We start from the raw sequence: 21631 nt of genomic DNA on the forward strand, positions 1-21631 counted from the left end.
AGGTCCATGACGTGCTGCCTACCGAGAATCGGCTGAGGCGGCGCGAGGACTTCGCGACCGCGGTACGACGAGGACGTCGAGCCGGACGTCCACTGCTCGTCGTCCATCTACGCAGCGGTGATACGGACCCGCACGTGACGGGGGAGACTGTTCCCCCGCCGCGTGCGGGTTTCGTTGTCAGCAAGGCCGTGGGGGGCGCAGTCGTCCGTACCGCGGTGAAGCGGAAGCTTCGCCACCTGGTCCGCGACCGGCTGGCTCAGCTGCCCCCCGGTAGCCTTGTTGTCGTACGGGCGCTGCCCGGTGCGGGCGACGCCGACCATGCACAGCTGGCCCGAGACCTGGACGCCGCCCTTCAGCGGCTGCTGGGAGGGGGCGCGCGATGAAGTACCCGCTGCTTGCTCTCATCAAGCTGTACCAGTGGACGATCAGTCCACTCCTCGGGCCTGTCTGCCGCTACTACCCGTCGTGTTCCCACTATGGATATACGTCGATCGACAGGCACGGTGCCATCAAGGGAACAGCGCTGACGGCCTGGCGCATCCTGCGGTGCAATCCGTGGTCACCCGGCGGTGTGGATCATGTCCCGCCACGCAAGCGTCCGCGGTGGCACGAGCTGCTGCGTAACGCCCTGCGCGGCGAAAAGGGCGGGGAGTCCGCCGCTGATGTGCCGTCCGGGGGGTCGGTCTCCGAACCTCCGAGCCCGGCCGCAGAGACCTCGCCCAATGCTCAAGGAGCCTGATTAGTGGACACGATTGCCAGTCTGTTCAGCTTTATCACCACACCCGTCTCATGGGTCATCGTTCAGTTCCACAAGGTCTACGGGGCGCTCTTCGGCGACGACTCCGGCTGGGCCTGGGGCCTGTCGATCGTGTCCCTGGTGGTGCTGATCCGGATCTGCCTGATCCCGCTCTTCGTGAAGCAGATCAAGTCGACCCGCAATATGCAGGTGCTCCAGCCGAAGATGAAGGCGATCCAGGAGCGCTACAAGAACGACAAGCAGCGTCAGTCCGAAGAGATGATGAAGCTGTACAAGGAGACGGGCACCAACCCGCTCTCCTCGTGCCTTCCCATCCTGGCGCAGTCCCCGTTCTTCTTCGCCCTGTATCACGTGCTGTCGTCCATCGCCTCGGGCAAGAAGATCGGGGCGATCAACCAGGACCTGCTGGACAGCGCGCGTCAGGCGCACATTTTCGGCGCCCCGCTCGCCGCGAAGTTCACGGACAGTGTCGAGAAGGTCACCTCGCTCGACGCTTCTCTGATGGACGTCCGGATCGTCACCGCGATCATGATCGTGCTGATGTCGGCGTCGCAGTTCTTCACCCAGCGCCAGCTGATGACGAAGAACGTCGACCTGACGGTGAAGACCCCGTACATGCAGCAGCAGAAGATGCTGATGTACATCTTCCCGGTCATCTTCGCCGTGATGGGCATCAACTTCCCCGTCGGTGTCCTCGTCTACTGGCTGACCACGAACGTCTGGACCATGGGTCAGCAGATGTACGTGATCAACCAGAACCCGACGCCGGGCAGCAAGGCGCAGGACGCCTACCTCCAGCGGGTCCTCAAGAGCGTGACCGCCCACGAGCAGGTGCGCGGCCGCACCCGGCGCAACACCGTCAAGGCCATCGTCGCCAAGGGTCCCGACCGCAACGACATCGAGCGCAAGTTCATCACCGGCCTCGGCAAGCTGGGTCTCGCGGCCCAGGAGGACGGCACGGTGCAGAAGAGCGAGACCGCCGTCGCCGACGCCGAGGGCAGCCAGACGCACAAGCGCCAGCAGCCCAAGCGCCAGACTAAGGCGAAGCGCCAGACGACCGGTGCCACGGCCGGTGGAGCCAAGGAGACGGAGTCCTCGGACACCGGCTCCAAGACCTCGCTCGAGAAGCAGGACGCACCGCAGGACGACAAGCCGAAGTCGGCGGGCAAGCCCGCCTCCGGCTCCTCACGCCAAGCCAAGTCCGGACAGCGCAAGGGCCCGCAGCGGCCCAAGCACCCGTCCAAGAAGTAAGAAGGAGTCCATCCGTGACGGAAGGCACCACTTCCACGGCCGCCGCTGAGGCCGGCAGCGACACCCTGACCCGCCTGGAGCAGGAGGGCGAGATCGCGGCCGACTACCTCGAGGGACTGCTCGACATCGCCGACCTCGACGGCGACATCGACATGGACGTCGAGGCGGACCGGGCCGCGGTGTCGATCATCAGCGAATCGGCACGCGACCTCCAGAAGCTCGTGGGCCGCGACGGTGAGGTCCTGGAGGCGCTCCAGGAGCTGACGCGGCTGGCCGTCCACCGGGAAACGGGCGACCGCAGCCGCCTGATGCTGGACATCGGTGGCTTCCGGGCCCAGAAGCGCGAGATCCTCGCGGCGCTGGGCGCCAAGGCCGCGGACGAGGTCAAGAGCTCGGGCGAGCCGGTGAAGCTGGACCCGATGACGCCGTTCGAGCGCAAGGTCGTGCACGACGCGATCGCCGCGGCCGGTCTCCGGAGCGAGTCGGAGGGCGAGGAGCCGCAGCGCTTCGTCGTCGTACTCCCGGCCTGACCGGATCCTTGTACTGTCGGCCCCGTCTGTTCGCAGGCGGGGCCGATCTTTGTCAGCCTGATAGTCAGCCACCCACAGTGCGCTAGTGCGGTATGGAAGGACGGTCCCCGTGACGGAGGCAGCAGAGCTCCCCCAGGCACCTGCGGAGGCGCAGGCGGTGTTCGGAGAGCTCTTCCCGGAGGCTGTCCGGTACGCGGAGCTTCTTGCGGATGCCGGGGTCAAGCGAGGCCTGATCGGGCCGCGTGAGGTCCCCCGGCTGTGGGAGCGGCACCTGCTGAACTGTGCGGTGCTCTCCGAGGTCGTACCCGAGGGCGTCACCGTCTGCGATGTGGGATCCGGCGCGGGTCTGCCCGGCATCCCGCTGGCTCTGGTGCGCCCCGATCTCAAGATCACCCTGCTGGAGCCGCTGCTCCGGCGGACGAACTTCCTCCAGGAAGTCGTCGAACTGCTCGGCCTGGACCATGTGACGGTCGTGCGCGGCCGGGCCGAGGAGGTCCTCGGGACGCTTCAGCCCGTTCACGTGGTGACCGCCCGTGCGGTGGCCCCGCTGGACCGGCTGGCGGGCTGGGGCGTGCCCCTGCTCAAGCCTTACGGGGAGATGCTCGCGCTCAAGGGCGACACTGCCGAGGAGGAGCTCAACGGCGCCAGGGCCGCGCTCAGCAAGCTCGGTGTCCTGGAGACCGAGGTGCTCCACGTCGGCGAAGGCGTGGTCGATCCGCTCTCCACCGTGGTCCGTGTCGTGGTGGGAGAGAGCCCCGGCGGTGTGAGGTTCGCCGCAAAGAGGGCCAAGGCCGCTCGGACGGGGCGGACGCGCAGGCGTCGCTGAGGGCACTACGGGACCGCATCACCGTCCGGCCGGGAGTCCTGTGTGGTCGGGCGGTATGCGGAGTCTGTTGGTTCTCGCGCCGCTTAGCAGTGGTTGTACCGGAAAGTAGCGATACGCACCCCGTGCGGAGTGTCGTGGCCTGGTAGTTGCCCCGCGGGGGCATCGTGTTTCACGTGAAACGTCGCTCTCTGCTGCAGGGAATCATCGGCCGCGGTCGTGCGGCTGCCACGCCGCGCGACCGCAAGCCCGGACGGGTTGCCGAGTTGTCCACACGCACGGATTCATCCACAGAACAGCGGGCCTCGCTGGTTCACGACCCCGAAAGCATGGCAGGCTCTGTTCATTGCGAGCCTGAAGTCGAGGAGAGTGAATCCTTGCGGTCCGACGCCAACATCGCGGGACCGATGACCGACCCGGTCCCCGGTCCCCGAACCGAGTCCGTGGGTGAGGGTGTTTCACGTGAAACACCGCCGCCGATGGACGACACACCCATCGGCCGAGCCGCTCAGCTGGCGGTCGAGGCCCTCGGCCGCGCCGGCGAAGGGCTGCCCCGTCCTGACCACACCCGCGTCATGGTGGTGGCCAACCAGAAGGGCGGGGTCGGGAAGACGACCACGACGGTCAACCTTGCCGCTTCCCTGGCCCTGCACGGTGCGCGCGTTCTGGTGGTCGACCTCGACCCGCAGGGCAACGCCTCCACGGCTCTGGGCATCGATCACCACGCCGATGTCCCCTCGATCTACGACGTCCTGGTGGAGAGCCGCCCGCTCTCCGAGGTGGTCCAGCCCGTTCCGGACGTCGAAGGTCTCTTCTGTGCCCCCGCCACCATCGATCTCGCCGGTGCGGAGATCGAGCTGGTCTCGCTGGTGGCACGGGAGAGCCGACTCCAGCGGGCCATCCAGGCGTACGAGCAGCCGCTGGACTACATCCTCATCGACTGCCCGCCCTCGCTGGGCCTGTTGACGGTGAACGCGATGGTGGCCGGGGCCGAGGTGCTGATCCCTATCCAGTGCGAGTACTACGCGCTGGAAGGCCTGGGGCAGCTCCTGCGGAACGTCGACCTGGTGCGGGGCCATCTCAATCCGGACCTGCACGTCTCGACGATTCTGTTGACGATGTACGACGGCCGGACGAGGCTCGCCTCCCAGGTCGCCGAGGAGGTCCGTACCCACTTCGGCAAGGAAGTACTGCGGACGAGCATTCCGCGCTCGGTACGCATCTCTGAGGCGCCGAGCTACGGTCAGACCGTGCTGACCTACGACCCGGGATCCAGCGGTTCGCTCTCGTATCTCGAAGCAGCCCGGGAGATCGCCCTGCGGGGCGCCGGGGTGCACTACGAGGCTCAGCACGCCCACACGAGCAGTCAGAACAGCCAGCAGAACGTTTCGGAGGGCATTCAGTGAGTGAGCGTCGTAGAGGACTGGGACGTGGGCTCGGTGCGCTGATCCCCGCCGCTCCTCAGGAGAAGCAGGTGTCGGCACCCGGAGGCGGTGCGGCGTCGTCCGGCGCTGGTCCGGTTCTGACGGCGGAGCGCGGGGTGGCCGCTGCGAAGGTGACCGCGCTGCCGTCCGTCCCGGTGGTGCCGGAGCCGGCGTCCACGCCGGAGGGCCGGTCGGAGCAGGATGCCGGGACGTCCGGTGCGTACTTCGCCGAGCTGCCGATCGGGACGATCACCCCGAACCCTCGCCAGCCCCGTGAGGTGTTCGACGAGGACGCGCTGGCCGAGCTGGTCGTCTCCATCAAGGAAGTCGGCCTTCTCCAGCCGGTCGTCGTCCGCAAGGTGGGCCCGGACAGCTACGAGCTCATCATGGGTGAGCGTCGGTGGAGGGCCTGCCGTGAAGCGGGCCTGGAGCGGATTCCCACCATCGTCCGCGCCACGGACGACGAGAAGCTGCTGCTGGACGCGCTGCTGGAGAACCTCCACCGGGCTCAGCTGAACCCGTTGGAAGAGGCCGCTGCGTACGACCAGCTGCTCAAGGACTTCAAGTGCACCCATGACCAGCTGGCCGACCGGATCGGCCGCTCGCGGCCGCAGGTGACGAACACGCTGAGGCTCCTGCGGCTTTCGCCGCCGGTGCAGCGCCGGGTCGCCGCGGGTGTTCTTTCGGCCGGCCATGCCCGTGCCCTGCTGTCGGTGGACGATTCCGAGGAGCAGGACCGGCTGGCCCACCGCATCGTGGCCGAAGGGCTTTCGGTGCGCGCGGTCGAGGAGATCGTGACGCTCATGGGCTCGCACCCCACGAGTTCCGCGAAGCCCAAGGGCCCGAGGGCCGGCGGCCGTCTGTCTCCCGCTCTGACCGACCTGGCGACCCGTCTGTCCGACCGCTTCGAGACCCGGGTGAAGGTCGACCTGGGGCAGAAGAAGGGCAAGATCGTCGTCGAGTTCGCCTCGATGGAGGACCTGGACCGGATTCTCGGCAGTCTCGCCCCGGGCGAGGGCCGTGTGCTGGAGCGCCGGCTCGCCGAGACGTCCGAGGAGGACGACGAGGGCTGAGCAGCGGGACCTGGAGGAAGGGCGGGCTGTGCGCCGGTGCATACCGGAACACGGCCCGCCCTTTGCCCTCTCTCGGTGTCCGCATCACCTCTGGGTGGATACGATGCGTTCTGGGACGGCGCATCCACGGTGATCGACCTCAGAGGAGGGCGGAGGCCTTGCGAAGAGTGAGCCGCAGTCGGCTCGTCACGGTCGGGCTGGGCCTGGGCGCCGTCGGGGGGTTCGTCGGCAGTCTGTTCCATGAACGGAGCACACTGGCAGCCGCACGCGGTGCGGCGGGCGAAGGAAGTGAGGGATCGCCGTCATGGGGCGTCGGCTCGTGCCACTCACCTTGGACAACCTTCCGGACCTCCCCGAACGTTGCCGCTCGTGCGTCTTCTGGGAGCTTGACCCGGTCAGTGGGGAAGCCGCAGTAAGGGCGGGCAAGCCGGAGCTGGAGAAAGAAGCCTGGATCTCCGCGGTCCTCCTGGAGTGGGGCTCCTGCGGCCGGGTGGTCTATGTGGACGACGTGCCGGTGGGTTTCGTGCTCTACGCCCCGCCCGCGTACGTCCCCCGCTCGACGGCCTTCCCGACCAGCCCGGTCTCCCCCGATGCCGTTCAGCTCATCACTGGGCTGATCATCCCCGAGTACCAGGGCCAGGGGTTGGGCCGAGTCATGGTGCAGACGGTGGCGAAGGACGTTCTGCGCCGGGGCTTCAAGGCGATCGAGGCGTTCGGAGACGCGCGGTCCGAGCAAGCCACCTGCGTACTCCCCGCGGATCATCTTCTGGCCGTCGGCTTCAAGACGGTGCGGCCGCATCCCGTGTACCCACGGCTGAGGCTGGATCTGCGGACGACGCTCTCCTGGAAGGAAGACGTGGAGATGGCGCTCGACCGGCTTCTGGGGGCGGTGCAGAAGGAACCGGTGCTGCGGCCGCTGTGAGGCCGGGCCGCTGTCGGCCGCCATGTGAAAACGGGTCCACCCCCCGCAGGGGATGGACCCGTTTCACGTGAAACATTGCGCCGGGGCGCTGCTGTGCGGTTACGCGGTGATGAAGCCTTCGAGGTCGCGGAGGATCGCGGCCTTCGGCTTGGCGCCGACGATGGTCTTGGCGACCTCGCCGCCCTGGTACACGTTCAGGGTCGGAATGGACATCACGCCGTACTTGGCGGCGGTGGCCGGGTTCTCGTCGATGTTGAGCTTGACGATCTCGATCTGGTCGCCGTGCTCTGCTGCGATCGCCTCCAGCGACGGGGCGATCTGGCGGCACGGGCCGCACCAGGCGGCCCAGAAGTCCACCAGAACAGGCTTGTCGCTCTTGAGGACGACCTCGTCGAAGGTGTCATCCGTAACGTGCTTCAGGTCGCCGGCCACGGCGGCCTCCTTAGTCTCTCGGGGTGGTGGGGTGTGGTGCGGACGTTCAGACGGCCGGGGTCTTCTCCGGCTCGGCGGGCTCCGCGTCGGCCAGGGCCGCGAGGAAGCGCTCGGCGTCCAGGGCGGCGGAGCAGCCGGTGCCCGCTGCCGTGATGGCCTGACGGTAGGTGTGGTCGACCACGTCTCCGGCGCCGAAGACGCCGGTCAGGTTGGTGCGGGTGGAGGGGGCCTCGACCTTCAGGTAACCCTCGTCGTCGAGCTCCAGCTGGCCCTTGAAGAGCTCGGTGCGCGGGTCGTGGCCGACGGCGATGAACAGTCCGGTCACGGGGAGCTCGGACGTCTCGCCGGTCTTGGTGTTGCGCAGGGTCAGACCGGAGAGCTTCTGGTCGCCCTTGACCTCGGCGACCTCGCTGTCCCAGGCGAACTTGATCTTCGGGTCGGCGAAGGCCCGGTCCTGCATGGCCTTGGAGGCACGCAGGGTGTCGCGGCGGTGGACGATCGTGACGGACTTGGCGAAGCGGGAGAGGAAGGTCGCCTCCTCCATCGCGGTGTCGCCGCCGCCGATCACGGCGATGTCGTGGTCCTTGAAGAAGAAGCCGTCGCAGGTGGCGCACCAGGAGACGCCGCGTCCGGAGAGGGCGTCCTCGTTGGGCAGTCCGAGCTTGCGGTGCTGGGAGCCGGTCGTGACGATGACGGCCTTGGCGCGGTGGACGGTGCCCGCGGTGTCGGTGACGGTCTTGACGTCACCGGTGAGGTCGACCGCGACCACGTCGTCGGGGATCAGCTCGGCGCCGAAGCGCTCGGCCTGGGCCCGCATGTTGTCCATGAGCTCGGGGCCCATGATGCCGTCCTGGAAGCCGGGGAAGTTCTCCACGTCGGTGGTGTTCATCAGCGCACCGCCGGCCGTGACGGCGCCCTCGAAGACCAACGGGTTCAGCGAGGCGCGGGCGGTGTACAGCGCGGCGGTGTACCCGGCCGGTCCGGAGCCGATGATGATCACATTACGGACGTCGCTCACGGGTTTCTTCCTCGTTTCTGCAGACTGCCTAACTGCCTACGGGGTCGGTTCAACGACTCACACCCCACCCAACGGATCCTACGGCTGATGCATTCCCGAACGTGCCGCAGCGGTCGCGGACGGTTCTCAGGGGCGGTCGTAGGAGCGGGTGAGCAGCAGCTGCCCGGTGGACTCCGGGGCGGTGTCCACGCAGGAGGCGGCCACCACATAGGCCTGCACGCGTGAGGGGTCGCTCCGGTGCGGAAGGACGACGAGATAGGCGTCCGTTCCCTGGTACGTCCCCTCGTCGAGAGCGAGGGCCGGCGTGGTGCGGCCGGTGGCCTGCTGGACGCAGGGAGGAACGACGACGGCAGGGGCCTTCAGGGGGCTCCTGGTCGCCGCGGTGTCGGGGGTGACGGCCTCGCTCGTCGACTTGGTGTCCGCGCCCGGCGGCACCTTCTTGGCTCCGGGGCTCTCTTGGCTCGCCCTGCCGCCGAGGAGGTCCTGCACCTGGGATTCGAGCGTGCCGTCGGCGTAGGCGTGCGCGCTGCTTTCCGCGGCGCTGACTCCGCTGTCGGCCGCGGTCTTGGAGGAGTCGCCGGACGGGGCGATGGACTGGAGGAAGAAGACGCTCATCCCGATGACCGCCGCGCCGAACGCGGTGCCGAGGACCACAGCGCGCCGTCGCCGGCGGGTGGGACGGCGGCCCGGCCCGGTGGCGGCGGCGGACCGGCCCGCAGGGCGACTCGGGGCGGGCGCGCCGATGCTCCTGGAAGCGGACTCGCTCGTCGCACGGTCGGTCGTGGTGTCTTCGCCGGTCGTTGTTTCACGTGAAACAACGACCGGCTCGTCCGCGACGGGAGCGGTGGGCCGGACTTCCGCCGCGAGGGCCGCGTCGATGCGGGCGGCGATGTCTTCGGGCATCGGCTCGGGGGTGGGCATCGTTCCGAGCAGGTCTCGGATCTCTTCCAGGGAGTCCCGCACCTCTGAGCAGAGGTCGCAGCCTGCGACGTGCTGCTGTACTTCCGCCGCCCGGGAAGGGGAGAGCAGTCCCTCGGTGAGATCGGAGATCTCGGAGACCTCCGGGTGCTGAGCCGTGTCGGCCGTGGATGTCACGGGCGCCCACCTCCTCCCTTCGTAGCGGCAGGATCGCTTGCTCCTGCGTCTTTGGGTCCTGACGCAGATGGGACGGATGCTCCGGGCGTCCGGTTCCTTCCGACCGCGCCGTTCTCCCCGTCGGGGGCCCGCCCCCCGGTTTCCGCGCGCAGATGGCGGACCAGGGGGGCCAGTCTCGCCCGGCCCCGGGCACATCGGCTTTTCACGGTGCCGGTCGGCACCTCGAGGATGCTGGCTGCCTCCGCGACGGGGTAGCCCTGCATGTCGACGAGGACGAGGGCCGCCCGCTGCTCGGCGGGCAGCGTGGCCAGGGCTTCCTGGAGCTGGCGGTGGAGGTCCTGCCGTACGGCGGGCGCCTCGGCCGATTCGTGGGGTTCCAGGAGCTGATCGAGCCGTTCGGCGTCGTCCACCGGGGACGTCTTGCGGGAGGCGGCCTTGCGGACCCGGTCGAGGCAGGCGTTGACGGTGATCCGGTGCAGCCAGGTGGTGACCGCCGACTGGCCGCGGAAGGTGTGAGCGGCGCGGAAGGCGTTGACGAGGGCGTCCTGGACGGCGTCGGCCGCTTCCTCCCTGTCCCCCAGCGTGCGCACCGCCACGGCCCAGAGCCGGTCGCGGTGGCGGCGTACGAGTTCGCCGAAGGCGTCGGGGTCGCCCGCCACATGCTGGGCGAGCAGGTCCGAGTCGCTCGGTGCCTCTGGTGGAACAGAATCCACCGTGCTCCCCCTCCGAACCGGATCCGATGTCACATACGGGCCGCGCCCGGCGGAGCGGTGCGACGGGGAGAAGCCTGCCGTCACGGGTGTGACGGCCGCAACCCTTGTCGTCGAAGGCGCTCGGTGGTGCGGGCGGTCGGCCCCACAGTAACGGGCGGGTGGGACCGGTGATCACGGGCCGGTACGGGTGGGCCGCACCGGCCCGTGCATCAGCCGAGCACGGAGATGTCGGTGATGCCGCCCCGGTAGCCGCCCGTGCCGTCCGAGGGGAGTTCCGTGATGTGGATCAGGACGTACCGCGTGCGGACGGGCTCGTCGAGCTTCTCCTTGAGCGTCGACCCCGCGACCGTCCGCTTGACGATCGGCTGGTCGAAGTCGGCCGTCGTGGACGGGGACGAGGCGTCGGGGGGCGCGGCGAGGACGGTCGTCGTCTGTCCGCTGCGGTACATGGACACATCGACGCCGGAGACGTCCCGCACCTTTCCGAGGTCGACGATGATTCCGCTGCCCTGCTTGCGCTGGGGGAGGTTCCCGAAGTTGGCGAAGCCCTCGTACCGCGGGGTGACCCAGGATGTGCCCGGGCTGCCGTCGACGGAGTTCGCCACGTCCCGCTGCTTTATCCCGGAGCCGTCGGGCATGAACTCCGTGGCCCCCGCGATGTCCAGGGGTTCGGCGGACGGCGCGGGCTTCTCACCCTTGTTCTTGTCGTCCTCGTTCGGTTCGGTGACGCCGGTGTCGTCCGAGCCCTTGGTGCGGTCGAGCAACGCCTCCGCGAGCTGCCAGCTGCCGAGGCCCAGCGCGGCGATGAGGAGCGCCGAGACGGTCCACTTGAGCGCTCGGCCGGCACGGCTCTGCAACGGGGCCGGAGGGGCCGCCATCACGGGCTGGGTGACGGCGGACGGGTGGGACGACGGGCGCCCGTACGTGCCCTGCTGATAGGTCGTGCGCTGGTACGCCGGCGGCGCGGTGAAGGTGGGTTCCGGAGGAAGGATGCGCGGCATGGCCGCGACGGCCTTGGCCAGCTCGTCCGGGGTGGTGCAGGGCGGTTCCTGCCGGGATGCGGTGGCGCCGTCGTTGGCGAGCGCCCGCATGGCGAGCTCGGAGAGGCCGCGGTGGACGCCGGCCCGGACCTGGTCCGGGGCGATGAGCCCCATGTTCTTGGGAAGCCCGGCGAGCCCGTGGGCGTCGTCCCCGTACGGCCAGCGGTGGGTCAGTGCGGCGTACAGGAGGGCGCCGATGGCTTCGGTGTCCGTCCGGAGGGGGCGCTCGGCGGTGATGCCGCGCAGGGCGGCGTTCACGGCGAGGCCGCGGATGCGGTACTGCCCGGTGGAGCTGCGCAGGACCGCGCCGGGGGTGAGGCGCAGATGGGACAGGCCCTCGCGGTGGGCGGCGGCCATCGCCTGGGAGAGCTGGCTGACGAGCTGGTAGGCGTCGTGGGCCTCCATCGGCCCGGTGGCCAGCAGAGCGGTGAGCTCGGTGGCGTCCGGCAGCCATTCGTGGACCACGTAGACGAGGTCGTTCTCCTCGACGGCGTCCAGGACCTGGACGAAGCGGGGGTCGCCGAGCAGGGCCGAGGAGCGGGCTGCGGCGAGCACCGAGCGGGCCCGCGGGTGGTCCGCGGGCAGCAGGTGCACGCCCACCGCCCGGCGGAGCTTCTCGTCGACAGCACGCCAGCTGCTGAAGCCGTCCAGACGGGTGACGCACTCCTCCAGGCGGTAGCGCCCGGCGAGTTTGTGGCCGCTGTGCAGATCGGGTGACGCCGGAACGGCCTCGGAACGCTCCCCCCCACCGTCCGTGTTCTCGGTGTCCTTGGGGCTCGCGCCCTCGGTGTCCTCGGCTTGCGCCGTCCCGTCGGTCGTGGCCTCGTCCGCCTTGGCGGTCAGCGGCTCGTCGCCGCTGTTGTCAGCCACGTCGACGGCAGCCGTGCTACGTTCCGCCACCGTCGTTCCTGCCTCCCCATCCGTTGCGCGATGCCAGCCAGCTCTGCACAGTCACGCCAATTGTGCCCACACTCCGGCGCTATGCACGACACGCGGAGTGCGGCGATGGTTGTGCGGGCGGGTGCTCATTCAGCGTCCGAGCCGTCCACGGACCATGCCGACCAGGCCGTTGACCTCTTCGATGCGCATCTTCTTCGCCGCGACGAAGAAGATGCCCAGGAGGAGGACGCCGCCGCAGATCAGCGCGGCCAGCGAGCCGAGAGCACCGGTGCCGACGAGTTCCAGGATCCCGAACCCGACGGCGCCGCCGACCAGGGCGGCGGGCACCGCGGCCATGCAGAGGCGGGCGTAGGTCCGCACGATGTGCGCGCCGTCCAGATCGCCGCCCAGCCGGTTGCGCAGCCTGCGCCAGGCGACGCCGACGCCGACCGCGTAGGCCAGACCGTAGGAGAAGGCCATGCCGACGACGGCCCAGCGGGCCGGCAGGACGACGTAACAGAGCGCGGAGGCGGCGGCGTTGACGGCGGCCACGATGACCGTGTTGTAGAAGGGAGTGCGGGTGTCCTCGTAGGCGTAGAACCCGCGGAGGACGACGTACTGCACGGAGTACGGGATCAGGCCGAGCGCGAAGGCCATGAGGATGAAGCCCATGGAGCGGGCGGCCTCGGTGCCGCTGGAGGCGTACAGCAGGGTGGCCATCGGCAGGCCGAGCGCGAGGAAGGCGAAGGCCACCGGCACGATGGCGACGGCCGAGTTGCGCAGTCCCTGCGAGATGTCGTCGCGGACCGCACCCGGGTCGTTGTCATGGGCCGCCCGGGAGATGCGGGGCAGCAGCGCGGCCATGACCGAGACGGTGATGATGGCCTGCGGCATGCCCCAGATCAGCTGGGCGTTGGAGTAGGCCAGGAACCCGGTGCCGTCGTGGCCCGAGGCCGTGCCGGCCGCGGTGGCGAGCTGGGTGACGACCAGGACGCCCGCCTGGTTGGCCAGGACGAACAGCACGGTCCACTTGGCGAGCTTGACGGTCTTGCCGAGCCCGTGGCCCTTCCAGTCGAACCGGGGGCGGAAGCGGAAGCCCGTCTCGCGCAGGTAGGGAATCATCGCCAGGGACTGGACGACGAGGCCGAGCAGGGTGCCGATGCCCAGCAGCCGGACGCCCTCCGGCGGGATGGTGTCGACACCCATCCGCGACTCGGCGGAGGTGCCGTAGACCCAGATGAACAGCCCGAACGTGATGATCATGACGATGTTGTTGAGGACCGGGGTCCACATCATCGCGCCGAACTTGCCACGGGCGTTGAGGATCTGGCCCATCACCACGTGCACGCCCATGAAGAAGATGGTGGGCAGGCAGTAGCGGGCGAAGGTGACGGCGACGCTGTTGGCGGCCACGTCGTCGGCGATCGTGCTGGACATCAGCTTGATCAGCACCGGTGCGACAAGGACCGCTGCGGCGACGATCAGACCGAGCGCGACCATCACCAGGGTCAGGAGCCGGTTGGCGAAGGCCTCGCCACCGTCCTCGTCGTCCTTCATGGCGCGGACGAGCTGGGGGACGAAGACCGAGTTCAGGCCGCCGCCGACGGTGAGGATGTAGATCATCGTCGGCAGGGTGTACGCGATGGTGAAGCTGTCGCCGAGCAGCGCGGCGCCGAGTGCGGCGGTGATCACCAGGGACCGAACGAAGCCGGTGAGCCGGGAGACGAGCGTGCCGGCGGCCATGAGCGCGCTGGACTTGAGGAGTCCGGAGACCTTGCCGCCGCCGCCCTTGGCGGGTGCGGGTGCGGGAGCCGGTTCGGGCTGGGGCGGCACCGGGGGCTTCCCCGATCCCTCCTGGTCCCGGAAGAGATGGGCGAAGGCGTCCGGCTCCTGCCGGTCGTCCGACGCCTGGGTGACGAGGGCGTCGACGCCGACGAACTGCGTGGTCGCCGGGCGGTCCCCGTACGGCAGGTGCCGGGAGGGCCCCGCCGGCTCGGGGGGCGGGGTCTGGGCCCAGATGCGCGGGTCGGGAGCGTAGGGAGCGGCGGGCGGCTGCTGGTAGAGCGGCCCCGGCTCCTGGTACGTGCCGGGAGGCGGCGGCGGGTGCGCGGCGCGGTCGTACAGCGCCTCACCCACCGGGTCCTGGGAGGCCAGGTCCTGCGCCCGGTAGGGGTCGTCCTCGTAGGCGTGCTGGAGGTACGGGTCGGGCGGCACGGAGCCGTCCTGGCCCGCGCCCGGAGGAACCGGAGGCCCGCCCGGAGACGCTGCTCCGCCCGCGCCCTGCCCGCGGTCACCGTCGTACGGCGCGTTCATCGAAACCCCTACCTCATCGTCCCCGGCCGACCGGCCACGACAGACATCGCTCAACGGTCCACTTTCTCACCCGTTCCCGACGGGGCCCCGCTTTCCGGACCGGTGTCCGGGGTCGGGTCACTCGGCTGCTCGGGTCCGTCGCCGTTGCCGTCCGCCGTGTCGCTTGCCACGGTGCGCTTGCGGTGGCTGTACATCCTGATGCCCGCCAGCACCAGGAGCAGCAGGCCGCCGGCGATGACGAGCAGCACGGTGGGCGTCACCTCGGAGACCTTCACGGTGAAGGTCATCTCCTCGCCGTACTGGGTGCCGTCCTCCGTGTACAGCCGGGCGGTCACCTGGGCGCGGCCGTTGGCGCTGGTCGCCGTGTCGAACTTCACCGACTGGCTGTGCCCGCCGGCGATCCTGACCGGCAGCTCGGCCATGCTCCCGTCGTCGTTGAACTTGAGCCGGATGTTGTCCGAGGTGAGCCGGAGGACCAGTCGGTCCACGCCCTGCACCAGCTTGTTCTGCACGGTGACCGGGATCGTCGCGCTGCGCCCGGAGAGGGTGACATCGGACTTCTCGATGAGCTGCACCTCGGAGGTGAGGCTCTGCAGGTAGTCGCGGACCGCGTCCCGGTACTGCTGCGCCTCCAGGGACCGTCCGCGCCAGGACGTCGACATCGAGCGGTTGACGGCGTTGCCGAAGGGGGTCACCACGCGCTCGGGCTGCGTCAGGATCGTCTCGAAGCTGTCGAGCGAGCCCTGGGTGGTGCGGATGTCCTGGAACGCCTGCGTGGGCAGTTCCTGGGCCCGCAGCTTCTTCGGGTAGGCGGCGGCCCGGGGGACCTTGGACGTGGCCCTCGGGTCGGGCTTCACCTCGGCGGCGGCGACGAGGTCCAGGGGCTGCGTCCAGCGGTTGCCCGCCAGGCCCTCCAGAGCGCGGGCCATCGTCTGGGCCTGTGCGGCGGTGGGCATCCGTGGCGGGGCCACGACGATGCTGCGCTCGTTGTCCGGCGTCTGCTCGGTCAGAGCGAGGGTCTGGGCGAGGAACTTCTGGACCGCACGGGTGGAGGAGCCCGCCCTCGACATGTCGCCGTCGAACAAGGTCGACAGCCGGGCGTCCGCGACGACCGCGGTGGTGCCCCCACCGATCGGCCGCGCCGCGGTCGGCGTGTACGGAAGTTCCGTGGTCTCCCGGAAGCTGTCGCTGCGGGCGATCACGTTGTGGGCCCCCGCCGAGGTCGCCACATCGACGATGGAGGAGTCCACGGCGCCGTTCACGGGCCAGGCGAAGTCGGTGGACGGCTTCACGTGGAGGATGGTCTCCACGGTGGTCGCGGCCACCGCGGAGGCGTTCTGCAGATGGCTGAGCGTCCCGGAGACGTTCTTGCCGCGATGCGCGATGGAGGCCAGATCGGGGTCGGCGAACGGCAGCGCGATCACCTTGCCGTCCTCCACCACCTTCTCCAGAGCGGTGAGCCACTGCTTGGCGACGGCCTGGTTCTTGCCCGGGACGGTCGTGTCACCCGACTCGACCTCGTACTTCCCGGCCATCGCCGCGACGCTCGCCAGGAGGTCCGGGTCGACGACCCAGGTCACGGGGAGCCGGCTGCCCAGGGACACCATCTGCTCCAGCCGACCGCCGGGCGCCAGCTCCTTGGCCAGTTCGTCGTCGGTGAACACGGGGGTCTGCTGTTCGTCCGAGCGGGTCTCCGCCGTGACGTGGGGAGACGCGATCAGCGGCCAGAGGAAGGTGAGCTTCGTCCTGCTGTCGCTCGCCTCGGGCTGCCAGGGCAGGAACGAGCGCTCGATGCCCAGCACCTGCTCGTAGGGGGCGGTGGTCGTACGGCCGGAGACCGAGACACCGAGCTGGTAGACGCCCGGGTCGTCCAGGCCGAGCTTGTCGACGGGCACGGTGAGCGTGAAGTCCTGGCTGATCCCCTTGGCGAGCTTGGGGAACTTCACCGTGTACTTGTCCCCGACGGTGACCGGGTCGACGCCGGGAACGTACGCGGAGCGCTTCGAGGCGTCGTCGACCTCTCCGCGGCCGGAGAGCCGGGGGCCGACCCGCAGATCGACCTCGGCGCTGCTGATCGTCTCCTTGCCCTTGTTGGTGAGCGTTCCGGAGACGGTCAGGGTGTCGTCCTCCGCGGGAACGCTCGGGGAGAGCGTGTTCAGGGACACAGCGACCGTACGGGAGCCCGTGGGGGCCTTGGCGGGCTCGGCGGCCGGGGCGGCACCGGCGGCCGGAACGGCCAGGAGACCGGCCAGCAGCGGTGCTCCGAGCACCGCTGAGGCCGTGCGCCGGAGCCACCGGCGGGCAGGAGAGGGACGAGTCCCCTGAAAGTCTGCCGCCTCGGCCACGCGCCTACCCGTCCCTCGTCGTCGTCAGATGCTGTCGATCGTTCGGTCCTGCGTCCCCGCATGGTAACGAGGTGCGGCGGGCCGAAGTGCTGGGGTCCATCGCACATGATCGCGGGTATCCCGCAGGGTCCCCGTAAACGATGACGCCGCGACCGGTCCGTGCACGTACCCTTTTCTGTTGTGCCGAACGCCAACGAAGAGAACGCCAGTGCACTGAGCCAGGTGCAGCACCGCGCGGTGAGTGAGCTGCTGCGGGTGTCCCCGGTCGCCGACGACCTCGCCCGCCGATTCCAGGAGGCCGGATTCGGCCTCGCGCTGGTCGGCGGCTCGGTCCGGGACGCACTGCTGGGCAGGCTCGGGAACGACTTGGACTTCACCACCGATGCCCGCCCCGAGGACGTGCTCAAGATCGTCCGCCCCTGGGCCGACTCGGTGTGGGAGGTCGGGATCGCCTTCGGCACCGTCGGTTCCCAGAAGGACGGCTATCAGATCGAGGTCACGACCTACCGGTCCGAGGCCTACGACCGGACCTCGCGCAAGCCGGAGGTCTCCTACGGCGACTCCATCGAGGACGACCTCGTGCGCCGCGACTTCACGGTCAACGCGATGGCCGTGGCGCTGCCGCAGAAGGAGTTCGTCGATCCGTACGGAGGTCTGAAGGACCTCGCCGAGCGAGTGCTGCGCACCCCGGGCACGCCCGAGGCGTCCTTCTCCGACGACCCGCTGCGCATGCTGCGCGCGGCCCGCTTCGCCGCGCAGCTCGACTTCGAGGTCGCCCCCGACGTCGTGACCGCCATGACGGAGATGGCCTCGCGGATCGGCATCGTCTCCGCCGAGCGGGTCCGCGACGAACTCAACAAGCTGCTGCTCTCCCAGCACCCGCGCAAGGGTCTGGGGCTCCTGGTCGACACAGGACTCGCCGAGCAGGTGCTGCCCGAGCTTCCCGCGCTGCGCCTGGAGAGTGACGAGCATCACCGTCACAAGGACGTCTACGAGCACTCGCTGACCGTCCTGGAACAGGCCATCGACCTGGAGGAGGACGGGCCCGACCTCGTACTGCGGCTGGCCGCGCTGCTCCATGACATCGGCAAGCCGAGGACCCGCCGCTTCGAGAAGGACGGCAGGGTCTCCTTCCACCACCACGAGGTGGTGGGCGCGAAGATGACGAAGAAGCGCATGACCGAGCTCAAGTACTCCAACGAGCTGGTCAAGGACGTGTCGAAACTGGTGGAGCTGCACCTGCGCTTCCACGGGTACGGCGACGGCGAGTGGACCGACTCCGCAGTGCGTCGATATGTGCGTGACGCCGGGCCGCTGCTCGAACGTCTCCACAAGCTGACCCGGTCGGACTGCACGACCCGGAACAAGCGCAAGGCGAACGCGCTCTCCCGCACCTATGACGGGCTGGAGGAACGCATCGCCCTGCTGCAGGAGCAGGAGGAGCTCGACTCGATCCGCCCCGATCTGGACGGCAACGAGATCATGCAGATCCTCGACGTCGGACCCGGCCCGGTGATCGGCAAGGCGTACGGGTTCCTGCTGGAGCTGCGCCTGGAGCACGGACCGATGGAGAGAGAGGCCGCGGTGGCAGCGCTCAAGGAGTGGTGGGCGCAGCAGGACTGAGCCCGGCGGCTGATGTTTCACGTGAAACATCAGCCGCCGGATGTGCCGAGGGGCGTTGTTTCACGTGAAACAACGCCCCTCGGCACATCCGTGACCGGCTACCGGTAGGCATCGGTGCGTCGCCGGCGGAACATCGTGACCGCGACCACCGCGTACAGCACCGACACGACCGCCACGACGGCGACGGATCTACCGTCCGGCGGGAGCATCAGGGCTGCCACCCCTGCGGCGCTCACGAACGCGACGTTGAAGAGCACGTCGTAGAGCGAGAAGACCCGGCCGCGGAAGGAATCGTCGACCGAGGTCTGGACGACCGTGTCGGTCGCGATCTTCGACCCCTGGGTCACGATGCCGAGCACGAACGCGGCGATCAGCATCGGGACGGGAGCGAAGGAGAGGCCCAGGGCGGGCACCAGGACCGCCGCCGCGCCGGCACAGCCGACGATCCACCCGTACCGGCCGAGCTGCCCCACCGCCCACGGGGTGAGGACGGCGGCGACGAAGAAGCCCGCACCGGACATCCCGACCGCCAGGCCGAGCAGGGCCAGCCCGTCGGACTCGGTGTCCGACCACGCGTAGCGGCACAGCATGAGCACCATCACCGTGAGCGCGCCGTAGCAGAAGCGGATCACGGTCATCGCGGCCAGCGCCCCGGCCGCATGACGCCGCTGCGCCAGATGGCGCAGCCCGGCGACGAGTCCGCGCGCGGTGACGGCCAGAGCGGCCCGCACCCGCAGGGGGCTCTCGTCGGTATCCGGTCCCAGCAACGCGCGGGGCAGGCTCAGCGACGCCAGCGCGGAGAGCAGGTAGAGCATCGACCCCAACAGCACGACCGCCGCGTCGGACTCGTCGGCCACCAGCCGTACGACGAAGGCGAGGCCGCCTCCCGCGGTGGCCGCCAGGGTCCCTGCGGTGGGGGAGAGGGAGTTGGCGACGACGAGACGATCGGTGTCGACCACCCGGGGCAGGGCGGCGGAGAGACCGGCCAGCACGAAACGGTTGACGGCGGTGACACAGAGGGCCGAGGCGTAGAAGAGCCAGTCGGGCACCGAGGCGAGAATCAGCAGGGCCGTGGAACAGGCCAGAGCGGCCCGCAGGAGGTTCCCGTAGAGGAAGACCTGACGTCGGGGCCAGCGGTCCAGCAGAACCCCTGCGAAGGGCCCGATCAGGGAGTAGGGCAGGAGGAGCACGGCCATCGCCGAAGCGATGGCGGCGGCCGACGTCTGCTTCTCGGGTGAGAAGACGACGTACGCGGCGAGGGCCACCTGGTAGACGCCGTCGGCGGACTGGGACAGCAGCCGCACGGTGAGCAGGCGGCGGAAGTTCCGCAGGCGCAACAGGGTGCGCAGATCACGCGCGACAGACATGGGAGCAAGCGTCACACACGTCGGGGGTCCGCGGGCGGATTGCCCGGGGACCCCCGACGTGCGGCAGGAAGAGGTGAGCGTCTCCGCTCAGCGCTCCGGTGAGGCTGTCGACCGAGAAGGCCGGTTCAGCTCTCGGTGTCGCCGTTGATGAACTTCTCGACGTTCTCGCGGGCCTCGTCGTCGAAGTACTGCACCGGCGGGCTCTTCATGAAGTAGCTCGAGGCCGACAGGATCGGGCCGCCGATGCCGCGGTCCTTGGCGATCTTCGCCGCACGGACGGCGTCGATGATGACACCGGCCGAGTTCGGGGAGTCCCACACCTCGAGCTTGTACTCGAGGTTCAGCGGAACGTCGCCGAACGCGCGGCCCTCGAGGCGCACGTACGCCCACTTGCGGTCGTCCAGCCAGGCCACGTAGTCCGAGGGGCCGATGTGGACGTTGTCCGCACCGAGCTCACGGTCACGGATCTGCGAGGTGACGGCCTGCGTCTTCGAGATCTTCTTGGACTCCAGGCGCTCACGCTCGAGCATGTTCTTGAAGTCCATGTTGCCGCCGACGTTCAGCTGCATCGTGCGGTCCAGGATGACACCGCGGTCCTCGAAGAGCTTCGCCATCACGCGGTGCGTGATGGTGGCGCCCACCTGGGACTTGATGTCGTCTCCGACGATCGGGACACCGGCCTCGGTGAACTTGTCCGCCCACTCCTTGGTGCCGGCGATGAACACCGGGAGAGCGTTGACGAACGCGACCTTGGCGTCGATGGCGCACTGCGCGTAGAACTTCGCAGCGACCTCGGAACCGACGGGCAGGTAGCAGACGAGAACGTCGACCTGCTTGTCCTTGAGGACCTGGACGACGTCGACCGGGGCGTCCGCGGACTCCTCGATCGTCTCGCGGTAGTACTTGCCCAGGCCGTCGTGGGTGTGGCCGCGCTGGACGGTCACGCCCGTGTTCGGCACGTCCGCGATCTTGATGGTGTTGTTCTCGCTGGCGCCGATGGCGTCCGCGAGGTCGAGGCCGACCTTCTTCGCGTCGACGTCGAAGGCGGCGACGAACTCGACGTCACTGACGTGGTACTCGCCGAACTGGACGTGCATCAGACCGGGCACCTTGCCGGCCGGATCGGCGTCCTTGTAGTACTCGACGCCCTGCACCAGCGAGGCGGCGCAGTTGCCCACGCCTACGATGGCTACGCGAACCGAACCCATTCCGGTTGCTCCCTGTGTAATCGATGTTTCCGATGAAGTCGCCGCGGAGTGCGGTGACTTCACTTGGCGGTGTCGTCGGACGGATCCGGCGGGGTGTTGTCCCGATGCCGGGGCAGGCCGCCCGTCTCTCCAGGTGTTTCCTGCTGAGCAGAGCCCTCGGGCGAGGATCGTCGTCGATCCCGTCCCGACCGCTCGCTCTCGATGAGCTCGTTCAGCCAGCGCACTTCGCGCTCCACGGACTCCATGCCGTGTCGCTGCAGCTCAAGTGTGTAGTCGTCGAGTCGTTCACGGGTGCGGGCGAGAGAGGCACGCATCTTCTCCAGGCGCTCCTCCAGCCGGCTGCGCCGGCCTTCGAGCACCCGCATCCGCACCTCGCGCTCGGTCTGGCCGAAGAAGGCGAAGCGCGCTGCGAAGTGCTCGTCCTCCCAGGCGTCCGGACCGGTGTGCGACAGCAGCTCCTCGAAGTGCTCCTTACCTTCTGCCGTCAAGCGGTAGACGATCTTCGCCCGGCGCCCCGTCAGCGACGAGGAGGAAGCGGCCGAGCGCCCGGCGACCGGAGCGGTGTCCGCGGGGACACCGGCGGGCTCCTCGATCAACCAGCCGCTGGCGACCAGCGTCTTGAGGCAGGGATAGAGCGTTCCGTAGCTGAACGCACGGAAGATTCCCAGCGAGGTGTTGAGGCGTTTGCGCAGCTCATAGCCGTGCATCGGCGACTCGCGGAGCAGGCCGAGAACAGCGAACTCGAGGATGCCGGAGCGTCTGCTCACCGGTGCCTCCCTCCTCTTCCGCTGCTTCCGTCGGCACGGTCCACCGGGACC

General features: G+C 69.2%; 19 protein-coding genes. 9 read left to right on the forward strand and 10 right to left on the reverse strand.

Going from position 1 to position 21631, the window contains the following annotated elements:
• Positions 1–11 precede the first annotated feature (11 nt).
• From rnpA to IE272_RS10280, 8 genes are all read left to right on the forward strand, one after another.
• Complete coding sequence (gene rnpA / locus IE272_RS10245; RefSeq protein ID WP_007447378.1) at positions 12–383, forward strand: ribonuclease P protein component; 372 nt, start codon at positions 12–14, stop codon at positions 381–383.
• A complete protein-coding gene (gene yidD, locus IE272_RS10250) occupies positions 380–739 on the forward strand; it encodes a membrane protein insertion efficiency factor YidD (protein ID WP_006125986.1) in 360 nt (119 codons plus the stop codon). Before rnpA ends, yidD begins: the two co-directional genes overlap by 4 nt.
• A gap of 3 nt (positions 740–742) precedes the next feature.
• Positions 743–2008 carry a membrane protein insertase YidC gene (yidC, locus tag IE272_RS10255; RefSeq protein ID WP_190006686.1) on the forward strand — a complete coding sequence of 422 codons (1266 nt, stop codon included), beginning with the start codon at positions 743–745 and terminating at the stop codon, positions 2006–2008.
• 14 nt (positions 2009–2022) lie between these two features.
• Positions 2023–2538, forward strand: a complete 516-nt coding sequence (locus tag IE272_RS10260; protein WP_007447383.1) for a Jag family protein — start codon at positions 2023–2025, stop codon at positions 2536–2538.
• Positions 2539–2647: 109 nt separating this feature from the next.
• Positions 2648–3364, forward strand: coding sequence for a 16S rRNA (guanine(527)-N(7))-methyltransferase RsmG (gene rsmG / locus IE272_RS10265; protein WP_050359852.1), 717 nt, complete (start codon positions 2648–2650; stop codon positions 3362–3364).
• Positions 3365–3690: 326 nt separating this feature from the next.
• Positions 3691–4767 carry a ParA family protein gene (locus IE272_RS10270; RefSeq protein WP_073740982.1) on the forward strand — a complete coding sequence of 359 codons (1077 nt, stop codon included), beginning with the start codon at positions 3691–3693 and terminating at the stop codon, positions 4765–4767.
• Complete coding sequence (locus tag IE272_RS10275; RefSeq protein ID WP_073958277.1) at positions 4764–5858, forward strand: ParB/RepB/Spo0J family partition protein; 1095 nt, start codon at positions 4764–4766, stop codon at positions 5856–5858. Before IE272_RS10270 ends, IE272_RS10275 begins: the two co-directional genes overlap by 4 nt.
• Before the next feature lie 304 nt (positions 5859–6162).
• Complete coding sequence (locus IE272_RS10280) at positions 6163–6780, forward strand: GNAT family N-acetyltransferase (RefSeq protein ID WP_032790327.1); 618 nt, start codon at positions 6163–6165, stop codon at positions 6778–6780.
• Positions 6781–6879: 99 nt separating this feature from the next.
• On the opposite strand, the gene trxA is transcribed toward IE272_RS10280, so the two are convergent.
• The 7 genes from trxA to IE272_RS10315 form a co-directional block, all read right to left on the reverse strand.
• A complete protein-coding gene (trxA, locus tag IE272_RS10285) occupies positions 6880–7212 on the reverse strand; it encodes a thioredoxin (RefSeq protein WP_007447388.1) in 333 nt (110 codons plus the stop codon).
• Positions 7213–7258: 46 nt separating this feature from the next.
• Positions 7259–8230, reverse strand: a complete 972-nt coding sequence (trxB, locus tag IE272_RS10290) for a thioredoxin-disulfide reductase (RefSeq protein WP_032790329.1) — start codon at positions 8228–8230, stop codon at positions 7259–7261.
• A gap of 126 nt (positions 8231–8356) precedes the next feature.
• Complete coding sequence (locus IE272_RS10295; protein WP_056702139.1) at positions 8357–9325, reverse strand: RsmA family anti-sigma factor; 969 nt, start codon at positions 9323–9325, stop codon at positions 8357–8359.
• A complete protein-coding gene (gene sigM / locus IE272_RS10300; protein ID WP_057664403.1) occupies positions 9322–10038 on the reverse strand; it encodes an RNA polymerase sigma factor SigM in 717 nt (238 codons plus the stop codon). Before sigM ends, IE272_RS10295 begins: the two co-directional genes overlap by 4 nt.
• 209 nt (positions 10039–10247) lie before the next feature.
• Complete coding sequence (locus IE272_RS10305; protein WP_190006687.1) at positions 10248–11978, reverse strand: protein kinase family protein; 1731 nt, start codon at positions 11976–11978, stop codon at positions 10248–10250.
• A gap of 129 nt (positions 11979–12107) precedes the next feature.
• Entirely contained in the window at positions 12108–14270 is a 2163-nt protein-coding gene (murJ, locus tag IE272_RS10310) for a murein biosynthesis integral membrane protein MurJ (protein WP_050359858.1), read from the reverse strand.
• A gap of 50 nt (positions 14271–14320) precedes the next feature.
• Positions 14321–16615 (reverse strand): DUF6049 family protein, encoded by a 2295-nt coding sequence (locus tag IE272_RS10315; protein ID WP_073958281.1) that lies wholly within the window; start codon positions 16613–16615, stop codon positions 14321–14323.
• Between the two features lie 180 nt (positions 16616–16795).
• Between IE272_RS10315 and IE272_RS10320 the strand changes: the two genes are divergently transcribed.
• A complete protein-coding gene (locus IE272_RS10320) occupies positions 16796–18238 on the forward strand; it encodes a CCA tRNA nucleotidyltransferase (protein WP_057664397.1) in 1443 nt (480 codons plus the stop codon).
• 98 nt (positions 18239–18336) lie between these two features.
• Here the strand turns inward: IE272_RS10320 and IE272_RS10325 are convergent, their stop codons facing one another.
• The 3 genes from IE272_RS10325 to IE272_RS10335 all read right to left on the reverse strand — a co-directional run bounded on the left by IE272_RS10325 (position 18337) and on the right by IE272_RS10335 (position 21580).
• Complete coding sequence (locus IE272_RS10325; protein WP_050359861.1) at positions 18337–19605, reverse strand: MFS transporter; 1269 nt, start codon at positions 19603–19605, stop codon at positions 18337–18339.
• Between the two features lie 125 nt (positions 19606–19730).
• Positions 19731–20813, reverse strand: a complete 1083-nt coding sequence (locus IE272_RS10330) for an inositol-3-phosphate synthase (RefSeq protein ID WP_050359862.1) — start codon at positions 20811–20813, stop codon at positions 19731–19733.
• A 59-nt stretch (positions 20814–20872) separates the two neighbouring features.
• Positions 20873–21580 carry a PadR family transcriptional regulator gene (locus tag IE272_RS10335; RefSeq protein WP_007447404.1) on the reverse strand — a complete coding sequence of 236 codons (708 nt, stop codon included), beginning with the start codon at positions 21578–21580 and terminating at the stop codon, positions 20873–20875.
• Between the last annotated feature and the right edge of the window lie 51 nt (positions 21581–21631).

The organism is Streptomyces anulatus, from assembly GCF_014650675.1.
GTDB lineage: Bacteria > Actinomycetota > Actinomycetes > Streptomycetales > Streptomycetaceae > Streptomyces > Streptomyces anulatus.